Annotated in this window: 22 protein-coding genes; 10 read left to right on the top strand and 12 right to left on the bottom strand. The window is 67.4% G+C overall.

Annotated features, from left to right (window positions below; all coding sequences use genetic code 11):
• The first annotated feature begins 25 nt into the window (after nucleotides 1–25).
• Nucleotides 26–877 (top strand): UbiA family prenyltransferase, encoded by an 852-nt coding sequence (locus tag AC5FRZ_RS11140; protein ID WP_170094841.1) that lies wholly within the window; start codon nucleotides 26–28, stop codon nucleotides 875–877.
• Nucleotides 878–899: 22 nt separating this feature from the next.
• Here the strand turns inward: AC5FRZ_RS11140 and AC5FRZ_RS11135 are convergent, their stop codons facing one another.
• Nucleotides 900–2,078, bottom strand: a complete 1,179-nt coding sequence (locus AC5FRZ_RS11135; protein ID WP_153553860.1) for a redox-regulated ATPase YchF — start codon at nucleotides 2,076–2,078, stop codon at nucleotides 900–902.
• Between the two features lie 212 nt (nucleotides 2,079–2,290).
• Here AC5FRZ_RS11135 and AC5FRZ_RS11130 point away from each other — a divergent pair, with 212 nt between their 5' ends.
• On the top strand, nucleotides 2,291–4,048 hold the full coding sequence (locus AC5FRZ_RS11130; protein ID WP_493565083.1) for a PAS domain S-box protein: 1,758 nt from the start codon (nucleotides 2,291–2,293) through the stop codon (nucleotides 4,046–4,048).
• A gap of 12 nt (nucleotides 4,049–4,060) precedes the next feature.
• Here the strand turns inward: AC5FRZ_RS11130 and AC5FRZ_RS11125 are convergent, their stop codons facing one another.
• The gene (locus AC5FRZ_RS11125; protein WP_493564604.1) at nucleotides 4,061–5,101 is read right to left on the bottom strand and encodes a polymer-forming cytoskeletal protein; all 1,041 of its coding nucleotides are present in this window, start codon (nucleotides 5,099–5,101) and stop codon (nucleotides 4,061–4,063) included.
• A gap of 136 nt (nucleotides 5,102–5,237) precedes the next feature.
• On the opposite strand from AC5FRZ_RS11125, the gene AC5FRZ_RS11120 reads away from it, so the two are divergent.
• The 4 genes from AC5FRZ_RS11120 (at nucleotide 5,238) to AC5FRZ_RS11105 (ending at nucleotide 7,284) form a co-directional block, all read left to right on the top strand.
• Nucleotides 5,238–5,435 carry a DUF5800 family protein gene (locus tag AC5FRZ_RS11120; RefSeq protein ID WP_015763758.1) on the top strand — a complete coding sequence of 66 codons (198 nt, stop codon included), beginning with the start codon at nucleotides 5,238–5,240 and terminating at the stop codon, nucleotides 5,433–5,435.
• Between the two features lie 177 nt (nucleotides 5,436–5,612).
• Nucleotides 5,613–6,779 carry a thiolase C-terminal domain-containing protein gene (locus tag AC5FRZ_RS11115; protein WP_493564603.1) on the top strand — a complete coding sequence of 389 codons (1,167 nt, stop codon included), beginning with the start codon at nucleotides 5,613–5,615 and terminating at the stop codon, nucleotides 6,777–6,779.
• On the top strand, nucleotides 6,776–6,901 hold the full coding sequence (locus tag AC5FRZ_RS11110; RefSeq protein WP_493564602.1) for a hypothetical protein: 126 nt from the start codon (nucleotides 6,776–6,778) through the stop codon (nucleotides 6,899–6,901). Before AC5FRZ_RS11115 ends, AC5FRZ_RS11110 begins: the two co-directional genes overlap by 4 nt.
• Complete coding sequence (locus AC5FRZ_RS11105) at nucleotides 6,898–7,284, top strand: Zn-ribbon domain-containing OB-fold protein (RefSeq protein WP_170094833.1); 387 nt, start codon at nucleotides 6,898–6,900, stop codon at nucleotides 7,282–7,284. The genes AC5FRZ_RS11110 and AC5FRZ_RS11105 overlap by 4 nt, the downstream gene beginning before the upstream one ends.
• 1 nt (nucleotide 7,285) lies before the next feature.
• Here AC5FRZ_RS11105 and AC5FRZ_RS11100 read toward each other — a convergent pair whose 3' ends face one another.
• The 3 genes from AC5FRZ_RS11100 to AC5FRZ_RS11090 form a co-directional block, all read right to left on the bottom strand.
• Nucleotides 7,286–8,221 carry an alpha/beta fold hydrolase gene (locus AC5FRZ_RS11100; RefSeq protein WP_493564601.1) on the bottom strand — a complete coding sequence of 312 codons (936 nt, stop codon included), beginning with the start codon at nucleotides 8,219–8,221 and terminating at the stop codon, nucleotides 7,286–7,288.
• A 75-nt stretch (nucleotides 8,222–8,296) separates the two neighbouring features.
• Nucleotides 8,297–9,277: a methylmalonyl Co-A mutase-associated GTPase MeaB gene (gene meaB, locus AC5FRZ_RS11095; protein ID WP_153553852.1), complete on the bottom strand. Its 981-nt coding sequence runs from the start codon at nucleotides 9,275–9,277 to the stop codon at nucleotides 8,297–8,299.
• On the bottom strand, nucleotides 9,274–9,702 hold the full coding sequence (locus AC5FRZ_RS11090; protein WP_153553851.1) for a cobalamin B12-binding domain-containing protein: 429 nt from the start codon (nucleotides 9,700–9,702) through the stop codon (nucleotides 9,274–9,276). The genes meaB and AC5FRZ_RS11090 overlap by 4 nt, the downstream gene beginning before the upstream one ends.
• 103 nt (nucleotides 9,703–9,805) lie before the next feature.
• Here AC5FRZ_RS11090 and AC5FRZ_RS11085 point away from each other — a divergent pair, with 103 nt between their 5' ends.
• Nucleotides 9,806–10,384: a DUF420 domain-containing protein gene (locus AC5FRZ_RS11085; protein WP_170094829.1), complete on the top strand. Its 579-nt coding sequence runs from the start codon at nucleotides 9,806–9,808 to the stop codon at nucleotides 10,382–10,384.
• 27 nt (nucleotides 10,385–10,411) lie between these two features.
• On the opposite strand, the gene AC5FRZ_RS11080 is transcribed toward AC5FRZ_RS11085, so the two are convergent.
• From AC5FRZ_RS11080 to AC5FRZ_RS11070, 3 genes are all read right to left on the bottom strand, one after another.
• Nucleotides 10,412–11,170, bottom strand: coding sequence for an ABC transporter permease (locus AC5FRZ_RS11080; protein WP_208626385.1), 759 nt, complete (start codon nucleotides 11,168–11,170; stop codon nucleotides 10,412–10,414).
• Entirely contained in the window at nucleotides 11,167–12,108 is a 942-nt protein-coding gene (locus AC5FRZ_RS11075) for an ABC transporter ATP-binding protein (RefSeq protein ID WP_372480625.1), read from the bottom strand. Before AC5FRZ_RS11075 ends, AC5FRZ_RS11080 begins: the two co-directional genes overlap by 4 nt.
• 98 nt (nucleotides 12,109–12,206) lie before the next feature.
• Nucleotides 12,207–12,437, bottom strand: coding sequence for an Rdx family protein (locus tag AC5FRZ_RS11070; RefSeq protein ID WP_153553847.1), 231 nt, complete (start codon nucleotides 12,435–12,437; stop codon nucleotides 12,207–12,209).
• 66 nt (nucleotides 12,438–12,503) lie between these two features.
• Here AC5FRZ_RS11070 and AC5FRZ_RS11065 point away from each other — a divergent pair, with 66 nt between their 5' ends.
• A complete protein-coding gene (locus tag AC5FRZ_RS11065) occupies nucleotides 12,504–13,259 on the top strand; it encodes a sensor domain-containing protein (RefSeq protein ID WP_493564600.1) in 756 nt (251 codons plus the stop codon).
• A gap of 54 nt (nucleotides 13,260–13,313) precedes the next feature.
• On the opposite strand, the gene AC5FRZ_RS11060 is transcribed toward AC5FRZ_RS11065, so the two are convergent.
• Both AC5FRZ_RS11060 and cyoE read right to left on the bottom strand, forming a co-directional pair.
• Complete coding sequence (locus AC5FRZ_RS11060) at nucleotides 13,314–14,000, bottom strand: DUF7546 family protein (RefSeq protein ID WP_493564599.1); 687 nt, start codon at nucleotides 13,998–14,000, stop codon at nucleotides 13,314–13,316.
• The gene (gene cyoE / locus AC5FRZ_RS11055; RefSeq protein ID WP_493564598.1) at nucleotides 13,997–15,418 is read right to left on the bottom strand and encodes a heme o synthase; all 1,422 of its coding nucleotides are present in this window, start codon (nucleotides 15,416–15,418) and stop codon (nucleotides 13,997–13,999) included. The genes AC5FRZ_RS11060 and cyoE overlap by 4 nt, the downstream gene beginning before the upstream one ends.
• Nucleotides 15,419–15,605: 187 nt before the next feature.
• Between cyoE and coxB the strand changes: the two genes are divergently transcribed.
• Nucleotides 15,606–16,355, top strand: coding sequence for a cytochrome c oxidase subunit II (gene coxB / locus AC5FRZ_RS11050; RefSeq protein ID WP_170094815.1), 750 nt, complete (start codon nucleotides 15,606–15,608; stop codon nucleotides 16,353–16,355).
• Nucleotides 16,356–16,445: 90 nt separating this feature from the next.
• Nucleotides 16,446–16,883 (top strand): MaoC family dehydratase, encoded by a 438-nt coding sequence (locus tag AC5FRZ_RS11045; RefSeq protein ID WP_170094813.1) that lies wholly within the window; start codon nucleotides 16,446–16,448, stop codon nucleotides 16,881–16,883.
• A gap of 106 nt (nucleotides 16,884–16,989) precedes the next feature.
• Here AC5FRZ_RS11045 and AC5FRZ_RS11040 read toward each other — a convergent pair whose 3' ends face one another.
• Together AC5FRZ_RS11040 and AC5FRZ_RS11035 are read right to left on the bottom strand one after the other, a co-directional pair.
• Nucleotides 16,990–17,256 carry a hypothetical protein gene (locus AC5FRZ_RS11040; protein WP_244256725.1) on the bottom strand — a complete coding sequence of 89 codons (267 nt, stop codon included), beginning with the start codon at nucleotides 17,254–17,256 and terminating at the stop codon, nucleotides 16,990–16,992.
• Nucleotides 17,257–17,395: 139 nt separating this feature from the next.
• Entirely contained in the window at nucleotides 17,396–18,160 is a 765-nt protein-coding gene (locus tag AC5FRZ_RS11035; protein WP_372480629.1) for a CAP domain-containing protein, read from the bottom strand.
• Nucleotides 18,161–18,165: the final 5 nt, after the last annotated feature.

The raw sequence follows: 18,165 nt of genomic DNA, 5'->3' as shown, positions 1-18,165 counted from the left end.
GTCAGTTCGGTTCGACGTGTCGCGTATGCCACTCGCCACCGAGGGACGGGGGCCGGTTCCGGCGGTTCGGGCACTCGCCTCTCAGATCCACCCCGTGTTCATGCTCCCGCCGGTCGCAGCGTCGCTGTTCGGGGGGCTGTACGGGTCGTCGTTCTCGGTTCGACTGGCCGCGCTGCACGCCGTCGCGGTGTTCTGTGGGCTGTACACGGCCCACGTCAAGGACGGCTACGTCGACTTCTACGGGCGCGGCGAGGACGAGGCACATCCGCTCACGGAACGTGGCTGTCGGGTCGCGCTGGCGCTGTCGACGGCGGGGTTCCTGGCCGCGACGGTCGCGCTCGCGGTCCTCGTGAACCTCCCGGCCGCGCTGCTGACGCTGCCGGGCTGGCTGATCGGGTTCCACCACGCGCCCCAGCTGGACATGCACCCGCTGACGGCGACGGTCGGCTACCCCACCGGGATCGCGCTGGCACTGCTGGGCGGCTACTACGTCCAGACGACGACCCTGACGGCGACGATGCTCGCGCTGGCTGCCGTCTTCCTCGTCGTCCTCTCGGGGATCAAAGTGATCGACGACGCGACCGACTACGACTACGACCGATCGATCGGCAAGCGGACCGTCGCGGTCGTCCTCGGCCCTGCCCGCGCACGCCGTGTCGCGTACGGGCTGATGCTCACCGGCATGGCCGCCGTGGTCGTCGCGGCGCTGACGCTGCCGGGCATCCCGCCCAGCGGTGGGCTCGCGGCCGTTGCCTTCCTCGGGGTCGCGCTCCTTGCACGCGATGCCGGGCCGGAACTCGCGACGAAGCTCTTGATCCGCGGTTCGTACGTCTTCCTCGCGGTGCTCGTGGCCGCGGTGTGGCTGGGACCGCTGTAGAACGGTTCCCGATGGCGACGACCTAGTTCGAGCTGACGATCTTGATGACGTCGCCCTCAGAGAGCTCGTGATCGTCGCTGATCCGTCGGTCCTCGCGGGCGTCGACGGCGTGGAGGTACCCCTCGCCGATGTCCGAGTGGACCGCGTAGGCGAGATCCTTCGGCGTCGAGCCGTCGGGGAGCAGGAAGGCGTCCGGGAGGACGTTGCCCTGGCCGTCGGTCCACTTGCTCTCGCTCTGGACCGGGTAGGCCGTCAGCATGTCCAGGAGGTCGTAGACGGCGCGGTCGAGGGCCTGCTGGACGCCGGTCCCGTCCCACTCGTCCATCACGTCGCGGATCTGTTCGAGCCCCTCGCGCTGGTCGTCGCTCACGTCACCGAGGATCTGAAAGTCGTCGTCGCCGGGATCGTAGTCGACGACGCCCGCGTCCGCGGCCCGGCGCAGGCCGAGTTCGCCGTCGGCGGTCGCCGGGACCACCACCTCGGCGGCTTCACGGAGCCGTTCGACGTTCTCCGGGGGTGCGATGTCGGCCTTGTTGGCGACGACGACGATGGGCTTGGTCCGCAGGCGGATCTCGCGGGCCAGCGTCTCGCGGTGGTCGTCGGTCCAGGCGATCGGGTCCTCGGGATAACTCATCTCTCGCAGCACCGTCGCCACGTCTTTGGGCGTCGCTCCGACGCCGGTGAGCATGTCGGTCAGCTCCTCGTCGAGGTCGAACTCCGGCGAACGGGAGGCCCGCTCGACGGCCTCCCAGTTGCGGTCGACGATGCTGGCCAGCCAGAGGTCCAGTTCCGTCTCGACGAAGTCCACGTCTTCGACGGGGTCGTGGTCGCCGATCTCGACGGGTTCACCCTCCTCGTTGGTCCCACCGGAGGCGTCGACGACGTTGAGGATCACGTCGGCGTTGGTCAACTCGTCGAGGAACTGGTTGCCCAGTCCGCGCCCCTCGTGGGCACCGGGAACGAGTCCGGCCACGTCGAGCAGTTCGACCGGGACGTAGCGCTTGCCGTCTCGACAGTGTTCGTCGCCACAGCGCTCCTCCCGGTCGAGACAGGGACAGTCGGTGCGGACGTAGCTGACGCCGCGGTTGGCGTCGATGGTCGTAAACGGGTAGTTCCCCACGTCGACCTCCGATTCGGTCGCGGCGGTGTAGAACGTAGACTTGCCGGCGTTTGGCTTGCCCGCCAGCGCCACAGAGAGCATGCCACCTCCTACCGCGGTCACCGAAAAGGGGGTTTCGGTTCCCTGCAGTACCGCTTCCCGTGGCAGACACGGCGTCGTGCCGTAGCCGCGCCCCCGGACGGCTACCGATTTCCGACTGCCCTGGTACCGTCTGGACGGTATCGTTTCTCGATCTAGGAGTCGAACTTTTGTACGGCGATGCAAACAATAATCCAGTGCAATCCACGACTCGGGTGTTGGCTGTCTGCGCGCAGCGGGGAGACAGTGACGACGTGGGGGCGGTGCTGAACCGGACCGGTGAGCAGTTCCGGGTGGAAACCGTCACCGGGATCGACGAGGTGGTCGGACGGCTCGAAGCGGACACTGACGCGTTCGACTGTCTCGTCATCGGTCGTGATCTGTCCTGGCCGCTCGTCCGTGACGTACTCGACGCCGTCCACGAGCGGCGGCCAGCGCTGCCGGTCGTCGTCACTACGGACGCCGCGGCGACGGGGGTCGCCGCCGACGCGATCGATGCGGGCGCGACCGAGGTCTTGTGCTGGCCGGCGACGGAGCAGGCGACGCTGCTGGCTCGACGGGTTCGAACCGCCGTCTCGTCGGCGGTGACGACTACACGGACGCTCACGCCGTCCGAGTGGACGGCGGTGTTCGAGCACGTCGACTGTGGCGTCGCGATCGTCGAACTCTCCGGAGACGACTGCCGGTATCGCCGGTGTAACGAGCGGCTCGCGGAGCTGGCCGGTACGTCGGTCGCAGAAATCGAAGGCCGGACGCCGACCGAGGCGTTCGGTCCGGAGTACGGCCCCACAATCGAGTCTCGATACCGGGAATCGGTGGCGTCCGACGAGGCAGTGTCGTACACCGTCGGTCCGGAGCCACTGGACGGACGTGTGTTCCACGAGGCACAGATCCGGCCGATCGGGAGCGACGGGGACTCGGAGACGCTCCTCGTCGTCGTCCGAGAAGTCACGAGCGAACACGAACGCCAGGCGGAACTCAGACAGTCCCGGCGGCGGCTCAGGGCGCTGTTCGAACACTCACCCGACATGATCAACGTCCACGACGCCGAGGGACGGATCGTCGAGACCAACGCCCAACTGCGCGAGATGACCGGCTACGACGAGGCGACGCTGACCGACATGTCCGTCTGGGACCTCGATCAGGCCGCCGATCCGGAGCGCGCGCTGTCGCTCTGGGAGGGAATGGAACCCGGCGACAGGTGTCGCTCGGAAGGCGAGTTCCTGTGTCGAGACGGCACGATGTTCCCCACGGAGGTCCACATCCGCTGTCTGGGGGTCGACGACGGCGAGCGGTTCCTGGCGATCAGCCGCGACGTGAGCGACCAGCGAGAACGCGAGCGCGAACTCCAGCGCAAGAACGACCGCCTCGAAGAGTTCGCGTCGGTGGTCTCTCACGATCTCCGGAACCCGTTGCAGGTGTTGCGTGGGGCACTCGACGGCGCGGCCGAGACCGGCGATCGAGTGCACTTCGACCGCGGGCACCGCGCGATCGATCGCATGGAGGACATGATCACCGACATCCTCGCCCTGACCCGCCAGGGCGACGCCGTGGGCGAACTCCAGACGGTCCCGCTCGCGAAGATCGTCGAGACCGCCTGGCAGAACCTCCGGACCGACGAGGCGACGCTCGTCGTCGAGACCGACCTACAGATTCGTGCCAGCGAGATCCGGCTCAGACAGCTCCTCGAAAACCTCCTGCGCAACGCGGTCGAGCACGCCGGAGCGGACACGACAGTTCGAGTCGGAACGCTCCCGGACGGCTTCTACGTGGCAGACGACGGCTGTGGCATTCCCGCGGCCGACCGAGATCGGGTCTTCGACACCCAGTACTCGACCGCACCCAACGGGACCGGATTCGGGCTCGCGATCGTCTCCGGGATCGCCGACGCCCACGGCTGGCAGATCACGCTCACCGACGGCGAGGCCGGCGGCGCACGGTTCGAGTTCTCCGGCGTCACGATCGACGAGTGACGGCCGCCGACATCACTCGCGTGCTTCGACGGGCTCGTCGTCGCTCGTCGTCGCATCGGCCGCTTCGTCACTCGCTGCTCCCTGCCCTTCCTCGCTCGTCTCGTCGTTTTCGCCCGCGGCCGTCTCGTCGGCAGCGGCGATCGCCGCCTGGTCGTCGCCGAGTTCCTCCGCGGCCTCGGCCATCGCTTCGGCCGTCTCGTCGGGGCGGTCGAGCACCTCGTCGGTGTGCATCCGCATCTCGCCGCTGGCTCGCATCGTCCCGTCGACGGTGGCGTTCTCGTGGAGCGCGACGTTCTCCGCCACCACGTCGCCCCAGACCGTGACGCCGGGACCGATCCGAACGTCGCCGCTCCGGGTCGTCACGTCGCCTTTGATCTCCGTCCCGCGGCCGACGACGATGTCACCTCTCGCGCGGAGACTCCCGAAGACCACGCCGTCGCGTCCGACTGTCAGTTCCTCGGCCCGGACGTTGCCGTGGAGCCGACAGTCGTCGCCGATCGTCGCGGGCGTGGAGACCTGCCAGCGGTCGTCGCTCACGGTCGCGCCCCGAGGGATCAGGAGGGGGTCGTGGTCCGGCCCGTCGTCGTCGGTCAGCGAGGAGAGGACTTCCTCGGCGGCCTCCTCCTCGCCGACCCGGAGCAGCTGGGAGAGGTAGACGAACAGGAAGACGATCGTCGGCATCGGGTTGCGGATGACGATCCAGCCGTTGGCCTCGAAGCCGTCTTCGATGTCCACGTCGTCGCCGATGTCGAGGTCACCCGCGACCTTCAGCTCCCCGTCGATCTGGACGCGCTCGCCGAGGTACGCGTTCTCTCCGACCAGCACGTTGTCGTCGACGGTACACCACATGTCGAGCCGGCAGTCGCCCTCGGCCTCGATGTGGCCGCCGAAGGAGACCCGCTCGCCCGCCATGACCGAGTGGCCCCGGACCCCGAAGTCGACCGTGCTCTGGCCGCCGACGATGACGTTCCCGTCGGTGACCAGATCGTGCTCCTCGACGGTCGTGCCGTCGGGAATACTCAGTCGGTCGAGGGGATCGGAGCCGAGTCGCACGCATACAATACGGTTTTCTGCGGTCTTAAAGCCTCATGCTGTGACTGACGGGCGTCTGACGACTGTCTGACGTGCCCGGCCTCGCCGGTCGTCGCCGTCTGCAACCCTTTTGTTCGTCCTGCGCGTACCGGCGAGCATGACTGTCCTTTCGTTCGACGAGCAGGGTGTCGACGTGGTGTACGACGGAACCGAATTTCGTCTGGAGAAGGCGTTGATCGAGGACGCGGTCGGGAAGTCCTACCCGGACGTGACCGACCACGAGGTGCTCAAGATCGTCGAACCCGAGCCCTCCCTCTCGGGCGAGCCACGCCAGATCGCCGAGATCGTCGAGTAAGGCACGACCGTCCGCTCGCCGCCGGTCTATTGCCTACGAAGGTCGTAGATCGCCACGAAGGAATATACCGAACGACCATTAGGAACGGCGCTGTATTGCGATTCTCGCCGGGCGATTTCGTGGCAAGTTGTCACACGGGCGGCAGGCATTTAAGTACCGAGACCGATCAATCGGCTAATGACTGACCCACGCGTTGCCGGGGCCGGCGTCACGACGTTCGGGAGCTACCCCGAACGCACTGGCCGTGACCTCTTCGCGGAGGCCGGGCTCGAGGCGCTCGACCAGTCCGGAGTTCCGGCCGCGGACGTCGAGGCACTGTACTACGGGAACTTCATGGGCGAACTCGCCGAACACCAGGGCCATCAGGGGCCGCTGATGGCCGAGATGGTCGGTGTCGACGCGCCCGCGACGCGCTACGAGGCCGCCTGTGCCTCTGCCGGCGCGGCGATACGGAGCGCCGTCCGGGCGATCCGCTCGGGCGAGGCCGACGTGGTCATGGTCGGCGGTGCCGAACGCATGACCAACATCGGGACCGCCGGAGCGACCGACGCCCTCTCGATCGCGGCCGACGACCTCTACGAGATTCGCGCCGGCATGACCTTCCCCGGAGCGTACGCGCTCATGGCCCGCTCGTACTTCGAGGAGTACGGCGGCTCTCGGGAGGACCTCGCACACGTCGCGGTCAAGAACCACGAGCACGCGCTGGTCAACGACCACGCCCAGCTCCAGAAGGAGATCAGCGTCGCCGACGCACTGGATGCTCCGATGGTCGCCGAGCCCCTCGGGCTGTACGACGCCTGTCCGATCACCGACGGCGCTGCGGCGGCGATCGTCACCAGCGAGGCCTACGCCGCCGAGCACGACCTCGACGCGCCGGTCCGGATCTCTGGGACCGGACAGGGCGGCGACAACCTCGCGCTTCAGGACCGCGCTCACTACGCACAGACCCCCGCCGCCGACAAGGCCGCACGGGAAGCCTACGACGACGCCGGGGTCGGGCCAGACGCCGTCGACGTGGCGGAGGTACACGACTGCTTTACCATCGCCGAGGTGCTCGCACTGGAGTCGCTGGGGCTCTTCGAGCGCGGCGAGGCCATCACGGCTGCCCGCGACGGGACGACGACCCGCCACGGCGAGTTGCCGGTGAACCTCTCGGGGGGGCTGAAAGCGAAGGGGCACCCGGTCGGCGCGACCGGCGTCGCACAGCTCGCGACGATCGCGTGGCTCCTCGACGGCTCCCATCCCCGCGCCGACGCCGTGCCAGACGCCACCGTCGGCGTCGCCCACAACGCCGGTGGGACGGTCGCGAGTACGACGGTCCACGTACTGGAGGTGGGCGAATGAGCGAACGACGTGACGCGAATGCGCCCGCCTCGGGAGTGGGCTGCTCTCCCGGCGGTCCCGCGAGCGAGCGGGGCGAGCGAGCGGGCAACCGACAGACCGCGGGTCTGGAGGTGGGCGAATGACCGACCGCGCACGCGACGGCGCGTTCGACGACTGGCTGGACGCGCTCGCGGCGGCCGATCCCTACTACCTCGGCTGCGAGAACGGCCACGGCTGGCTGCCGCCCCGCCGGGTCTGTCCCGACTGTGGCTCGCGAAAGCTGTCCAGAGAGAGACTCCCCGACGCAGGCAAAATTGCGACCCACACGGCCGTCCACGTCGCCACGCCGCAGTTCGAGGACGACGCGCCCTACGTCACCGCGATCGCGGACTTCGGACCCGTCTCGATCACCGGCCTCGTCCGCGGAGTCGAACCCGACGCCGTCGAAATCGGGACGACCGTCGGGATCGAGATCGGCGAGCGGGAGACGACCGGCGAGCGAGCCGTCGTCTTCCGGCCGCGGTAGCTCACGCGACGGCTTCGTCGTACTCGCCCCGAACCACGTCGACGAACCGGTCGGGGTGTTCCGCGTGGGGAACCAGCAGCGCGTCGTCGAAGACGACCAGCCGGGCGTCGGCCTCGTCTGCCAGCTCTCGCCCCTTCGAGAGGGGCGTGATGTCGGCGTCACGTCCCCAGACGAGGGTCACCGGCACGTCGAGGGCAGCCAGTTCTGCCGACAGATCGATCTCGCTGTCGAGGAACCCGCTCACGAACGACGCGGGAGCGAACCGAGCGCCGGGCTGGTGGCCCGACTGCCACTCGTAGTCGACGATCTCCTCGTCGAGGTTGTCCATGTCGTAGTACCCGTGGTCGTCGTGGAAGTACCGCAACGAGGGCTTGCTGACGACGAGGTTGTAGATCCCCTGTCCGAGTATCGGCGAGCGCAACAGCGAGCGCAGCCACGTCTGGCGTCCGCCCATCGACGTGGCGGTGGGGCTGATCAGCACGAGGTGCCCTATATCCACGTCCCGTGCCGCCAGGGCGGCGTAGGAGCCGGTCAACGACGACGCGACGACCGTGGCGTCGGTGGTGTTGTCGGCCAGAAAGTCCGTGACGAACGTCGTCAGTAGCGACGAGGAGTACAGCAGCGGCGGCCGGTCGGAGTGACCGAAGCCCGGCATGTCCGGTGCCAGGACGTGGTAGTCCTCGGCCAGTTCCTCGAAGACGGCGTGGAACTCGTGGCTCGACGCGGCGGCGTTGATGCCGTGCAACAGGACGAGGTCCGGATCGGAGGGATCCCCGGCCTCCGTGTAGGCCACGTCGAACCCGCGCCAGCGATAGGTCCGCTGTGTGCCCGAGAGCAGCGGCTCGAACTCGCCGGCTCGCGCCGCCAGCAATCGGTTCGCGAGCGCCGTCAGCCCGACCGTCCCCGCAGCGACTCCCAGGAGGTTCCGGAGTTTCATATCTCAACGCAAGTGCCTGTCGGATAAATAATCACTGCCCGAACCGCGACCCGCGGCGGTCGGGATGGCGGTGGGTCAGTTCTCGCCGCGCGCGTCGAGACACTCTCTGAGCGGCGCGACGATCTCCTCGGTGACGGTGTAGGGATCGGACTCGCGGGCCACGATCTCGTCGACGTACGCCTCGATCCCGCCGCGCTGGGCCAGTTCGGCTTCGAGCAGGTCGTTGGTGTCTGCCCGCACCAGCGCCCGGATCTCGGCGGCGTAGCGCGAGCGCTGCTTTGCCTCGCGCTGGCCCGACGCGTCGAGGTAGTCGAGGTGGTCGTCGACCGCCGCCAGGAACTCCTCGACGCCCTCGCCGCTGTCGGCGATCGTCTCGATCACCGGCGGCTCCCAGTCGTCCGCGTCGTTCCCGGTCCGTCCCTGGCCGTAGTGGAGCATCTCCTTGAGCTGTTGGACGGTCCGGTTCGCGCCGTCGAGGTCCGCCTTGTTGACCGCGAAGAGGTCGGCGATCTCCAGAATGCCCGCTTTGAGCATCTGTACGTCGTCGCCGCTGTCGGGCGGGACTAGCACCGCGACGGTGTCTGCCGTCCTGACGATGTCGATCTCGTTTTGCCCGGCACCGACGGTCTCGATGATGACTCTGTCCTTGCCGAAGGCGTCGAGCGCCGTGACCGCGTCGGTCGTCGCCGTCGACAGCCCGCCCAGCGACCCGCGGGCGGACATCGACCGGAAGAACACGTCCATGTCCCCGGCGTTCGAGCCCATCCGGATGCGGTCGCCAAGCACGGCCCCACCGGTAAACGGCGAGGAGGGGTCGATCGCGATGACGCCGACGGTCTCGCCACGCTCCCGGTATGTCGCGGCGACCTTGTCGACCAGCGTCGACTTGCCCGCGCCGGGCGAACCGGTGACGCCGATCACGTCGGCCGAGCCGGTGTGGCGGTGCAGTTCGGAGACGATCTCGCGGTACCCCGGCGAGCGGTCCTCGATCTTGCTGATCACTCTCGCCAGCGCCCGGTGCTCGCCCGCGAGCAGGTCCTCGACGAGATCGCTCATCGCTCGCGGTCGGGCGCGTGCTCGCGAACGTACTCGATCATCTCGTCCATCGACGCGCCCGGACCGAAGATCTCGGCGACGCCCAGGTCGCGCAGTTCGGCCTTGTCGTCGTCGGGGACGATCCCGCCGACGATGACGAGCGTGTCCTCGAACGCGCCGTACTCTTCGAGCCCTTCGAGGATCTGTGGGACCAGCGTGTTGTGCGCACCCGAGAGAATCGAGATGCCGAGCACGTCCACGTCCTCCTGGACGGCCGCCTGGACGACCTCCTCGGGGGCGCGGTGGAGCCCGGAGTAGATCACTTCGAAGCCGGCGTCGCGGAACGCCCGAGATATCACGTGCGCGCCCCGGTCGTGGCCGTCGAGTCCGACCTTGGCGACGAGACAGCGGATGCGTTGCCCCTCCGTTTGCTGGTCCGCACTCATGGCAGGTCCTACCACGCCGACCGGTTTCACTCTGACGGTGGCTGGCACCCCCGATCCGGGGCGACCGGAAAGCACAAACACGCTGCAGGACCGAGATCGAACAATGGCAGTCGCACAACTCCAGTCGCGCGCTCGTGCTCGACCGCGTGCGGTCACGGCCGTCCTGTCGCTGATCGGATACGCGCTGGTCGCCGGTGCGTTCACCGGGACGCTCCCCTTGCCCGAGATCTCGACGGACGCGGTCATCCTGCTCGGGGACGCCATCGCCGTCGTCAACTTCTTCGCGCTCTGTTCGATCCTCGCGGGCGTCTACTTCATCAGGAACGACGCGGTCCAGAAACACCGGGCGGCGATGCTCACCGCCTTCGGGCTCATCATGCTCTTTCTCGTGCTCTATCTCACGAAGGTCGGGGCGGGCTTCGAGAAGGAGATCCTCGCCGAGGGTGTCGTCTGGGGAGCCTACATCGCGATGCTCGCGGTCCACATCCTCCTGTCGGCCGTCTCGGTCCCGGTCGTGTTACACGCCGTCGTGCTCGGCCTGACCCACTCGCCGGCAGAGCTCCGAGAGACGATCCACGCCCGCGTGGGACGCATCGCGGCCGCCGCGTGGTCGCTGAGCCTCTTTCTCGGCCTGGTGACCTACGTCATGTTGAACCACATCTACATGTGGCAGCCGCGGTAGCGTCCCAGCGGCGTGGCTCTGTTCCGGTCAGTCCGTCCGGGGCAGCGCGAGCGCACCGGCGAAGAAGACCACGACACCGACTGCGGCGAGCACCGCGAGGTGTTCGACGCCGCCGGCCACGTCGCCCCGCGTCGCGACCGCCCGGACGCCCCGCGAGAAGTACGTCAGCGGCGAGAGCCACGTCGGGAGCCATCCCGGCAGCAGGCTCGTCGGGACGAACGTCTCCGAGAGGAAGAGCAAGGGAAGCGCGATCCCGTTGGAGGCCGCGATGACGCCGTCCTGTGAGTCGGCGTAGCTTCCCAGCAACGCCCCCACACCACAGAACAGCGCCACGCCGACCGCGACGAACAGCGCCGTGAGCACGACCGTCGCCGGGGTCACCACGATCGACGCACCGGTCAACAGCACCATCACGCCCAGCACGAGCAGACTGGCGAGGCCGATGACGCCAACGTTGACGAGGCTCTGACCGACCAGCCACTCGGGGCGGGTCAGCGGCGTCGTGGCGAGCTTCTCGAAGCGGTTGCCGTCGCGGTGTCGCGCGACCTCGCTACCGACGCGGGACAGCGGGGTAAAGAGGACGACGACCGCGAGATAGCCCGGCACGTAGAAGGCCGGGGACTCGGTGAACAGCCCGCCGTCGCCGGGTCTGGTCTGGACCAGCGCTCCGAAGATCACGACGATCAACAGCGGGAAGAAGAACGTAAAGAAGACGGCTGTCCGTCGCCGCAGGAAGGCCTTCCGGGCGGCCGTGAGTTCCGCACCGATCCGACCGACGCGGCTCACGACTGCTCACCTCCGACTGCCGTCGCCGGGCGACCCGCACCGCCCTGGACCGCACGGACGGCGTCCCCAGTCAGTTCGAGGTAAGCGTCCTCCAGATCGGGCTCGCTCCAGGCGAGTTCGTCGTACTCGACGCCGGCCCCGTCGAGCGTCGCGATCACGTCGCCGATCTCCGCGGGGTCGACGTCGAACACGACCAGCCGGTCCTCGCCGACCTCGGCCGGTCGATCAAGCGTCTGCGTGACCGACGGGTCGAACGTCCCACCGACCGTCAGCGTTCGCTGTCCGCCGTACTCGGCGACGAGCGCCTCGGGACTGTCGACCGCGACGAGAGAACCGTCAGCCAGCAGCCCGACCCGATCGGCCAGTCGGTGGGCTTCCTCCATGTAGTGGGTCGTCACGAGGATCGTCACGCCGCGGTCGGCCAGCCCAGAGAGCAGTCGCCACAGCGAGCGCCGGCCCGCCGGATCGATCCCCGTCGTCGGCTCGTCGAGCACGAGCAAGTCGGGGTCGTTGATCAGCGCCGTCGCGACGCAGGCCCGCCGACGCTGGCCGCCGGACAGTTCCTCGTACCAGGTGTCGGCGTCGTCTTCGAGACCAACGTCCGCGAGCACGTCCTCGACGGAGCGAGCGTCGTCGTAGAGTCCGGCGTAGTACGAGACGAGCTCCGTCGCCGTGAGCCGCTCGTGTGGCGTAAAGTCCTGTGGGAGCAGCCCGATCCGATCCCTGTCGACTGCCGTCGGCGACTGGCCGAACAGTTCGACTCGTCCCGCCGCGTCGGTCGTCCCCGTCAGCGCTCGCACGAGCGTCGTCTTTCCAGCGCCGTTGGGGCCGACCAGCGCGAACACCTCTCCCGCACCCAGCGACAGCGACACGCCGTCGACCGCGACCGTGTCGCCGTACTTGCGGTGTACGTCCTCGGCGACCAGTACCTCGTCCATACGCTGTGGTCCGGTCCTGTCGCCGAAAGACGCTTCGACTCGTCACTGTTGCTCGGTCGGGGTGTATTACGCGGGTCCGAAAGCGACACGCACCTCGCTCACAGTGCCGACCGAACCGTCCGGACGACCTCGTCGAGTTCGGCGCTGTCCTCGGCCTTGTCGTACACGGTCTCGCCGTCGACGGCGACCCGGAACACGCCGTGGTCGCCCATCACCAGCGACAGCTCGTCCAGCTCGCGCTCACAGCCGTTGAGGATCGCCTCGCTCATCTCGATCGCTCGCTGACGGAAGCCACACGGAACGCAGTACTCGATTTCGACGGTGCTCATACGGACACCTCGCGTGGAGCCCGGAAAAGAGTAGTTTTTTGCATTGTCCCATTGATACATCTCGGTATGAGTCTCCGGTCCCGACACATCCAGGGACATTCGCTGTCGTCCTCGCCGGTCCTCGGTGTCGTCGTACGCGCACAGACCTACAAGAACCTCCTCTATCTGGCGCTGACGTTCCCGCTTGGCCTGTTCTACTTCACGCTGCTCGTTGCCGGCGTTCCACTCGGCGTCACGCTGCTCTCGGTCGTCGTCGGCCTCCCGGTCCTGATCGGCGTCCTCGTCGTCTCCGATCGGCTCCTCGTCTTCGAACGCTGGCTGGCCTGTCGGCTGCTGGACCGTTCGATCCCGCTGGATCGAGACACCGAGGCCGACGACTGGCGCGATTACGTCAGGCAGCCGATCACCGACCTCGGGACGTGGGTCGGCATCGCCTACCTGGCTGCGAAGTTCGTCGTCGGCGTCGTGACGTTCGTCGTGTTGACGGTGCTTTTCGTCCTCGTCGCGAGTCTCCTGCTGGCACCGCTGTACTACGACACGACCTCGATTGGCTTCTACCTGACCGGTCCCGTGGATTTCTCGCTGTCCTACGTCGTCCAGTTCTGGGACGGTGCGGCCGTGATCACGCTGCCCTTTACCATCACCTCCTGGCAGGTGACGACGCTGCGAGAGGCCCTCGCCGTCTCCGCCGGAGGCGCAGTGCTCGGCATCCTCTCGTTGCACCTCTGTAACCTGCTCGCACGCGTTCAGGGATGGCTCACGACGGTCGCTATTCGCCCGCGACCGGTGGACGTAGAGCTCCCGTTCTATAGTAACAATTGAAACGATTTACACACCGATCGCACTGCTGTCGTGCGATCGGGTGTGCATTGACTTTCAATGGCTACTATAGCCGCGCTGCCAGCCCGGACGATAGTACAGCAGCGCGATCGTCACGAGGAAGACGACCGTCGAGAGCAGGTAGGACTGATCGTACAGTTCGCCGGCCAGCGCCGCGGAGCCGCCCAGTACCGTCGAGAAGACCGACGCGAGGATCGGCCACGAGCAGGAGACACACGAGAGCAGTCCCAGCACGCCCGTGATCGCCGAACCGGCGGCGTCCAGCACTGTCGCGTACACCAGGTACGCGAGCGCGAGATAGCCCACCAGCTGGTAGGGGATGACGCTCACGCGGAGGAGATCGCTGTTGAGCAGCACGGCCGGTGCCCAGCCCGGTGGCAGCGAGAACCACGCGACCCGGAACTGCGTCGGAAACTCCGGGACACCCGTGCCCCAGAGCCCGCCGAAGTAGGTGAGGACTCCGAAGTACGCCACCGCGACGACGAGCCCGATCACCCGCTGGCGGTCCGACGTTCGCGGGACCTCCGCACGCGCGAAGACCCACAGCGAGACGTTGATCCAGACGAACGGGATCACGAGCGGCTCGACGCCGGTGACCTGACTGTCGCCGAGGAAGACGTAGCCCAGGATCAACAGCAGTTCCGTGTTCAGGACCAGCAATCCCCACAGGAGCGTGCCCCGGTCGAGTTCGAACCGGTCGATCGAGTACGTAGTGGTGTTCATACTGCGAGTGCGTCCACGACGATCGCGATCAGCAGCGCCCCGAGGTAGGCGTTCGAGGCGTGGAACGCCCGGAAGGCCGCCTGCTCGGTCCGTTCGCGGTGGAGCCGGACGACCGCCCACAGGAAGACGGCACCGAGCAGCGCCGTCGTCACGGTGTACAGCGCGCCGAGGGACGTGATCGAGACCATGACGCCGGCCGCGATCAGCGTCGCGCCGAGGTAGTAGACGATGTGTTTTCGCGTCTCGGTCTCGCCGCGGACGACCGGCATCATCGGGAAGCCGCCCTTGGCGTAGTCTTCCTTGTACGCCAGTGCGAGGTTGTAGAAGTGGGCGGGCGTCCACAGGAAGATGATGCCCGCCAGTGCGAGTCCGGGCAGGTCGAAGCTCCCGGTGACGGCGACCCAGCCGATCAGCGCGGGCAGCGATCCGGCGAACCCGCCGATGACGGTGTTCTGGACGGTGTTGGGCTTGAGGACGAGCGTGTAGACGACGCTGTAAAACAGGATCGCCGCCAGTCCGAGCGCGGCCACGATCGCGTTGACCTGCCAGAACAGTGCGAGGGAGGCCACGGCCAGCGCGATCCCGAAGGCCAGCGCGTTCCGGACCGGGAGCTGGTGGGTCGCGATCGGTCGGTCGGACGTTCGGTCCATCCGCTTGTCGATGTCGCGTTCGAGGACGTGGTTGAACGTCCCCGAGGCCCCGATCGCGAGCACGCCGCCACCGAGGGTCAGCAGGATCGTCGACGTGGCGAGGCTCGGGTTCGCCGGGCCGGTGGCGACGTGTGCGGCCGCCAGCGCCATCCCGGCCGCCGCGACGAGACAGAGCAGCCACATCAGCCGGGGCTTCATCAGTCGGAAGTACGCGAACGCGGTCGCGGTGATGCGCTCGCGGGTCGAGAGCGCGCCGATCGGCGGCCCCTCGGGCTCGTCGTCGTCGATCTCGGGCACCTCGATCGTCTCGGTTACGGGCGTCTCGTCGTCGGTCCCCGTCTCGGCTTCCAGTTGCCACGCCAGCGCGCCCACGAGGGCGGCGAAGATCGCCATGCCCGTCGCGAGGTGGGCACCCGGGAACGGCGCGGCAGCGCCGTTGAGTGCGACGAACGCGCCGAGCGCGATCTGGACGGGATAGAGGACGAGCGCGACCGCCAGCGTCCCCAGGACCCGTCGTCTGGCACCGGTCCGGACGCCGACGACGGCTGCGACGACGACCAGCGCACCGACCGCGGCCGCGAGCAGCCTGTGGGTCCAGGCGATCGCGAGCCCCACGTCTCCGAGAATCGGCCCTTCACACGTCGGCCACGTCGAACAGGCGTGGACGGCGTCGGCGATCGAAGTCGTCGCGCCAGCGACGACCAGCAGGTAGACGCCAACCGCACTCGCGGCGAGCATCGTCGTGAACCGTGGGCGGCGGCCGTTCATCGTTCGTTGTCTCCTTGGTGGAACCTATGGATGCCTGCACTTAGACCCCCTGATTCGCCCGCGATCACTGACCCGACCGTGGCGCACGCTCGGCGTGGCCCGACCGCCTCGAACCCCGGCCGCGGCGGTGGGCCACTGGCTCAAGACAGCAGCTATTTACCTCCGAAATACTAAGCGGCGAATACGCATGAAGAGACATCGAGTCGGGCTCGTCGCGCTGTTCGGGGCGATCGTGTTCGCCGCCCTGACACAGCCGGCCGTCGCCCAGACGTCTGCCTCGGAGACGTCGGAACTCATCTGGGGGCTCAACATGAGTCTCCTGTACGTCGCGATCCCGATCACGGTGCTGGTCGAGGGCATCCTGATCTACACCGTGTGGCGGTTCAGCAAGAACGACGAGCCGCTTCCGACGATGGAGAACCGACGCCTCGAAATCACCTGGACGGTCGCAACCGCGATCATCCTCCTGTTCGTCGGCGTCGCGTCGTATCAGGTCATGGCCGAACCGATGGTCACCGCCCAGTCGACACAGCAACTCGACACCAGCGAGGAACCACTCGAAGTCGAAGTGGTGGCCCAGAAGTACGCCTGGACGTTCAACTACAACGGCACCGCCGCCAACACGTCCCAGGAGTACAGCGCCGACAACAGGCTGAGCAACGGCGGCACCTTGGTGTTGCCGGCCAACCGGACGGTCCGGCTCTCCGTCACCTCGACGGACTGGCTCCACGCCTTCCACGTTCCGGGACTCGCGCTGAAACAGGACGCCATGCCCGGACAGCACAACACGATCCAGACACGCGTCACCGAGACCGGCACCTACCAGCTGTACTGTGCCGAATACTGTGGCTCGGGACACTCACAGATGCTCGGTGAAGTGCGCGTCCTCCCGCAGGACGAGTACCAGAACTGGGTCGAGGACCAGCAGTCTTCCTGACACTGTCGGCTCTCTTCGCGACGACCTTTCTCACCTGAGTGGGGAGCGCCGACGAGGTGGCTTTTTCTCCCGGCGGTCTCTCCTCTGGGTATGGAGTACTTCGAGGAGCTCACGGTCGGGCACACGGAGTCGTTCGGTCGCTACGAGGTCACCGAAGACGAGATCGTCTCGTTCGCCGAGCAGTACGATCCCCAGCCGTTTCACACCGACGCCGACGCGGCCCGAGAGTCGATGTTCGGGGGGCTCGTCGCGAGCGGGTGGCACACTGCCGCGATGACGATGCGACTGCTCGTCGACGAGTACATCGCGTCGTCCCGCGCGCTCGGTGCGGCCGGCGTCGACGAACTCCGCTGGCGAAATCCGGTCGAGCCGGGCGACGTTCTGACCGTCGAGACGGAGATCGTCGAGACCGAACCGTGGGACGAGAGCCGCGGCCTCGTTCACGTCGCGATCGAAACCACGAACGACGACGGAGCGCCCGTCCAGACGATGACTGCCCTGGTCCTCTGGGAGCGAAAGGAAGCGTAAGCTGGCGACGACTGGGCATCGATCGCCGTCACCGTCGAGCAGCGAGAAGCGCCGCAGCCACCCTCACGGGACGGCGATCGACCGTGCGACAGCGACGAGCGGAGGCTCACTCGACTGCGAGTCGGTCCCGGGCAGACTCGGGACTCCGATCGACCAGCTGCTGTCCGCGTGCGGTCAATCGATACAGCGGCTCCTCCGAGACCCGTTCGAGCACGTCGTTGGCCGCGAGCCGTTCGCAGTACCGCTCGAACTGTGCGTTGTCCATGCCGAGCTGGTACGCGATCACCGGCCCGTACTCCGGTCCCGTCCGTGAAAGCGTCGCGAGGATGTCGCCGTCGTTGGGTTCCATCCAGTCGACTCCTGGAGTAGTCATCTGTCGTTACCGTCTAACCATGTGTATCGGTACCACATAACACTATCGGTGGCTCGGGTCGCGACTCGGCGGCGACTCCTGGACGCGTCACGGGCGGACAGAAAGGGACCGATGGCCGTTCGCGGGCGAGACTGGCCGGCTACTCGCAGATCGCCGTCGCCGCGTACACCGTGCCGTCGTCGGTGACCGTGACGCCGACGGCCAGCAACTCGACGCCCCTGTTGATCAGCGACGGTCGGTAGGTCGACGAGTCGAACCAGTTCTCGACGAGCGTCGTCGCGACCTGTGATTCGTTCCCGTTGAACCGACGCTGTCCGTCTTCCTGGTAGGGCTGCCCCGCAACTGTGCTTCCGATGGCCTGGAAGCTGTTGCTCGGTCGGATGATGTCGCCGGTCTCGGGGTCCTGATACTGACAGCGACCGTACAGGCCCGCGTTTTCGTACCGGTCGGAGCTACTGTTGCCACCGGCCGAGAACGTCACACTCCGCTCCTGGGCCATCGCCTGGCTGTGCGATCGGACCATCGTCTGGAGCCGCTGCCAGGTGGTGGTGTCGTTCCTGAACGTTTCGAGTTCCCGTTCCGTGCGCTTCTCGTTGATGGTTGCGAGTACCTCTCGCTCGATCGCTTCGCTGTCGAACTCGCGGGCGGGGACCGTCGTCTGGACCGGCGTCGCGGTCGCGGTCGCCGTCTCCGTCGATTCGACGGCCGTCGCCGTCTCGTTGGAGGCTGTCGCTGTCGACGTCGTGGCGTCACCGCCACCCCCCGTGGCGGAGCCGTCACTGGCGTCGGTATCGGGGACCGCTGTCGCGTCGCCGCCACCGAGTTGCGTCCCGATCAACACCCCGACGCCGAGCGACGTCAGGACGATGAGGACGAGAATCCCCACGATGGCTTTGTTGACCATAGCGT

Source organism: Halomicrobium sp. HArcht1-1 (assembly GCF_058933285.1).
Note: the sequence above shows the minus strand (reverse complement) of the source record. Positions and strands in the feature narration are given on the sequence as shown.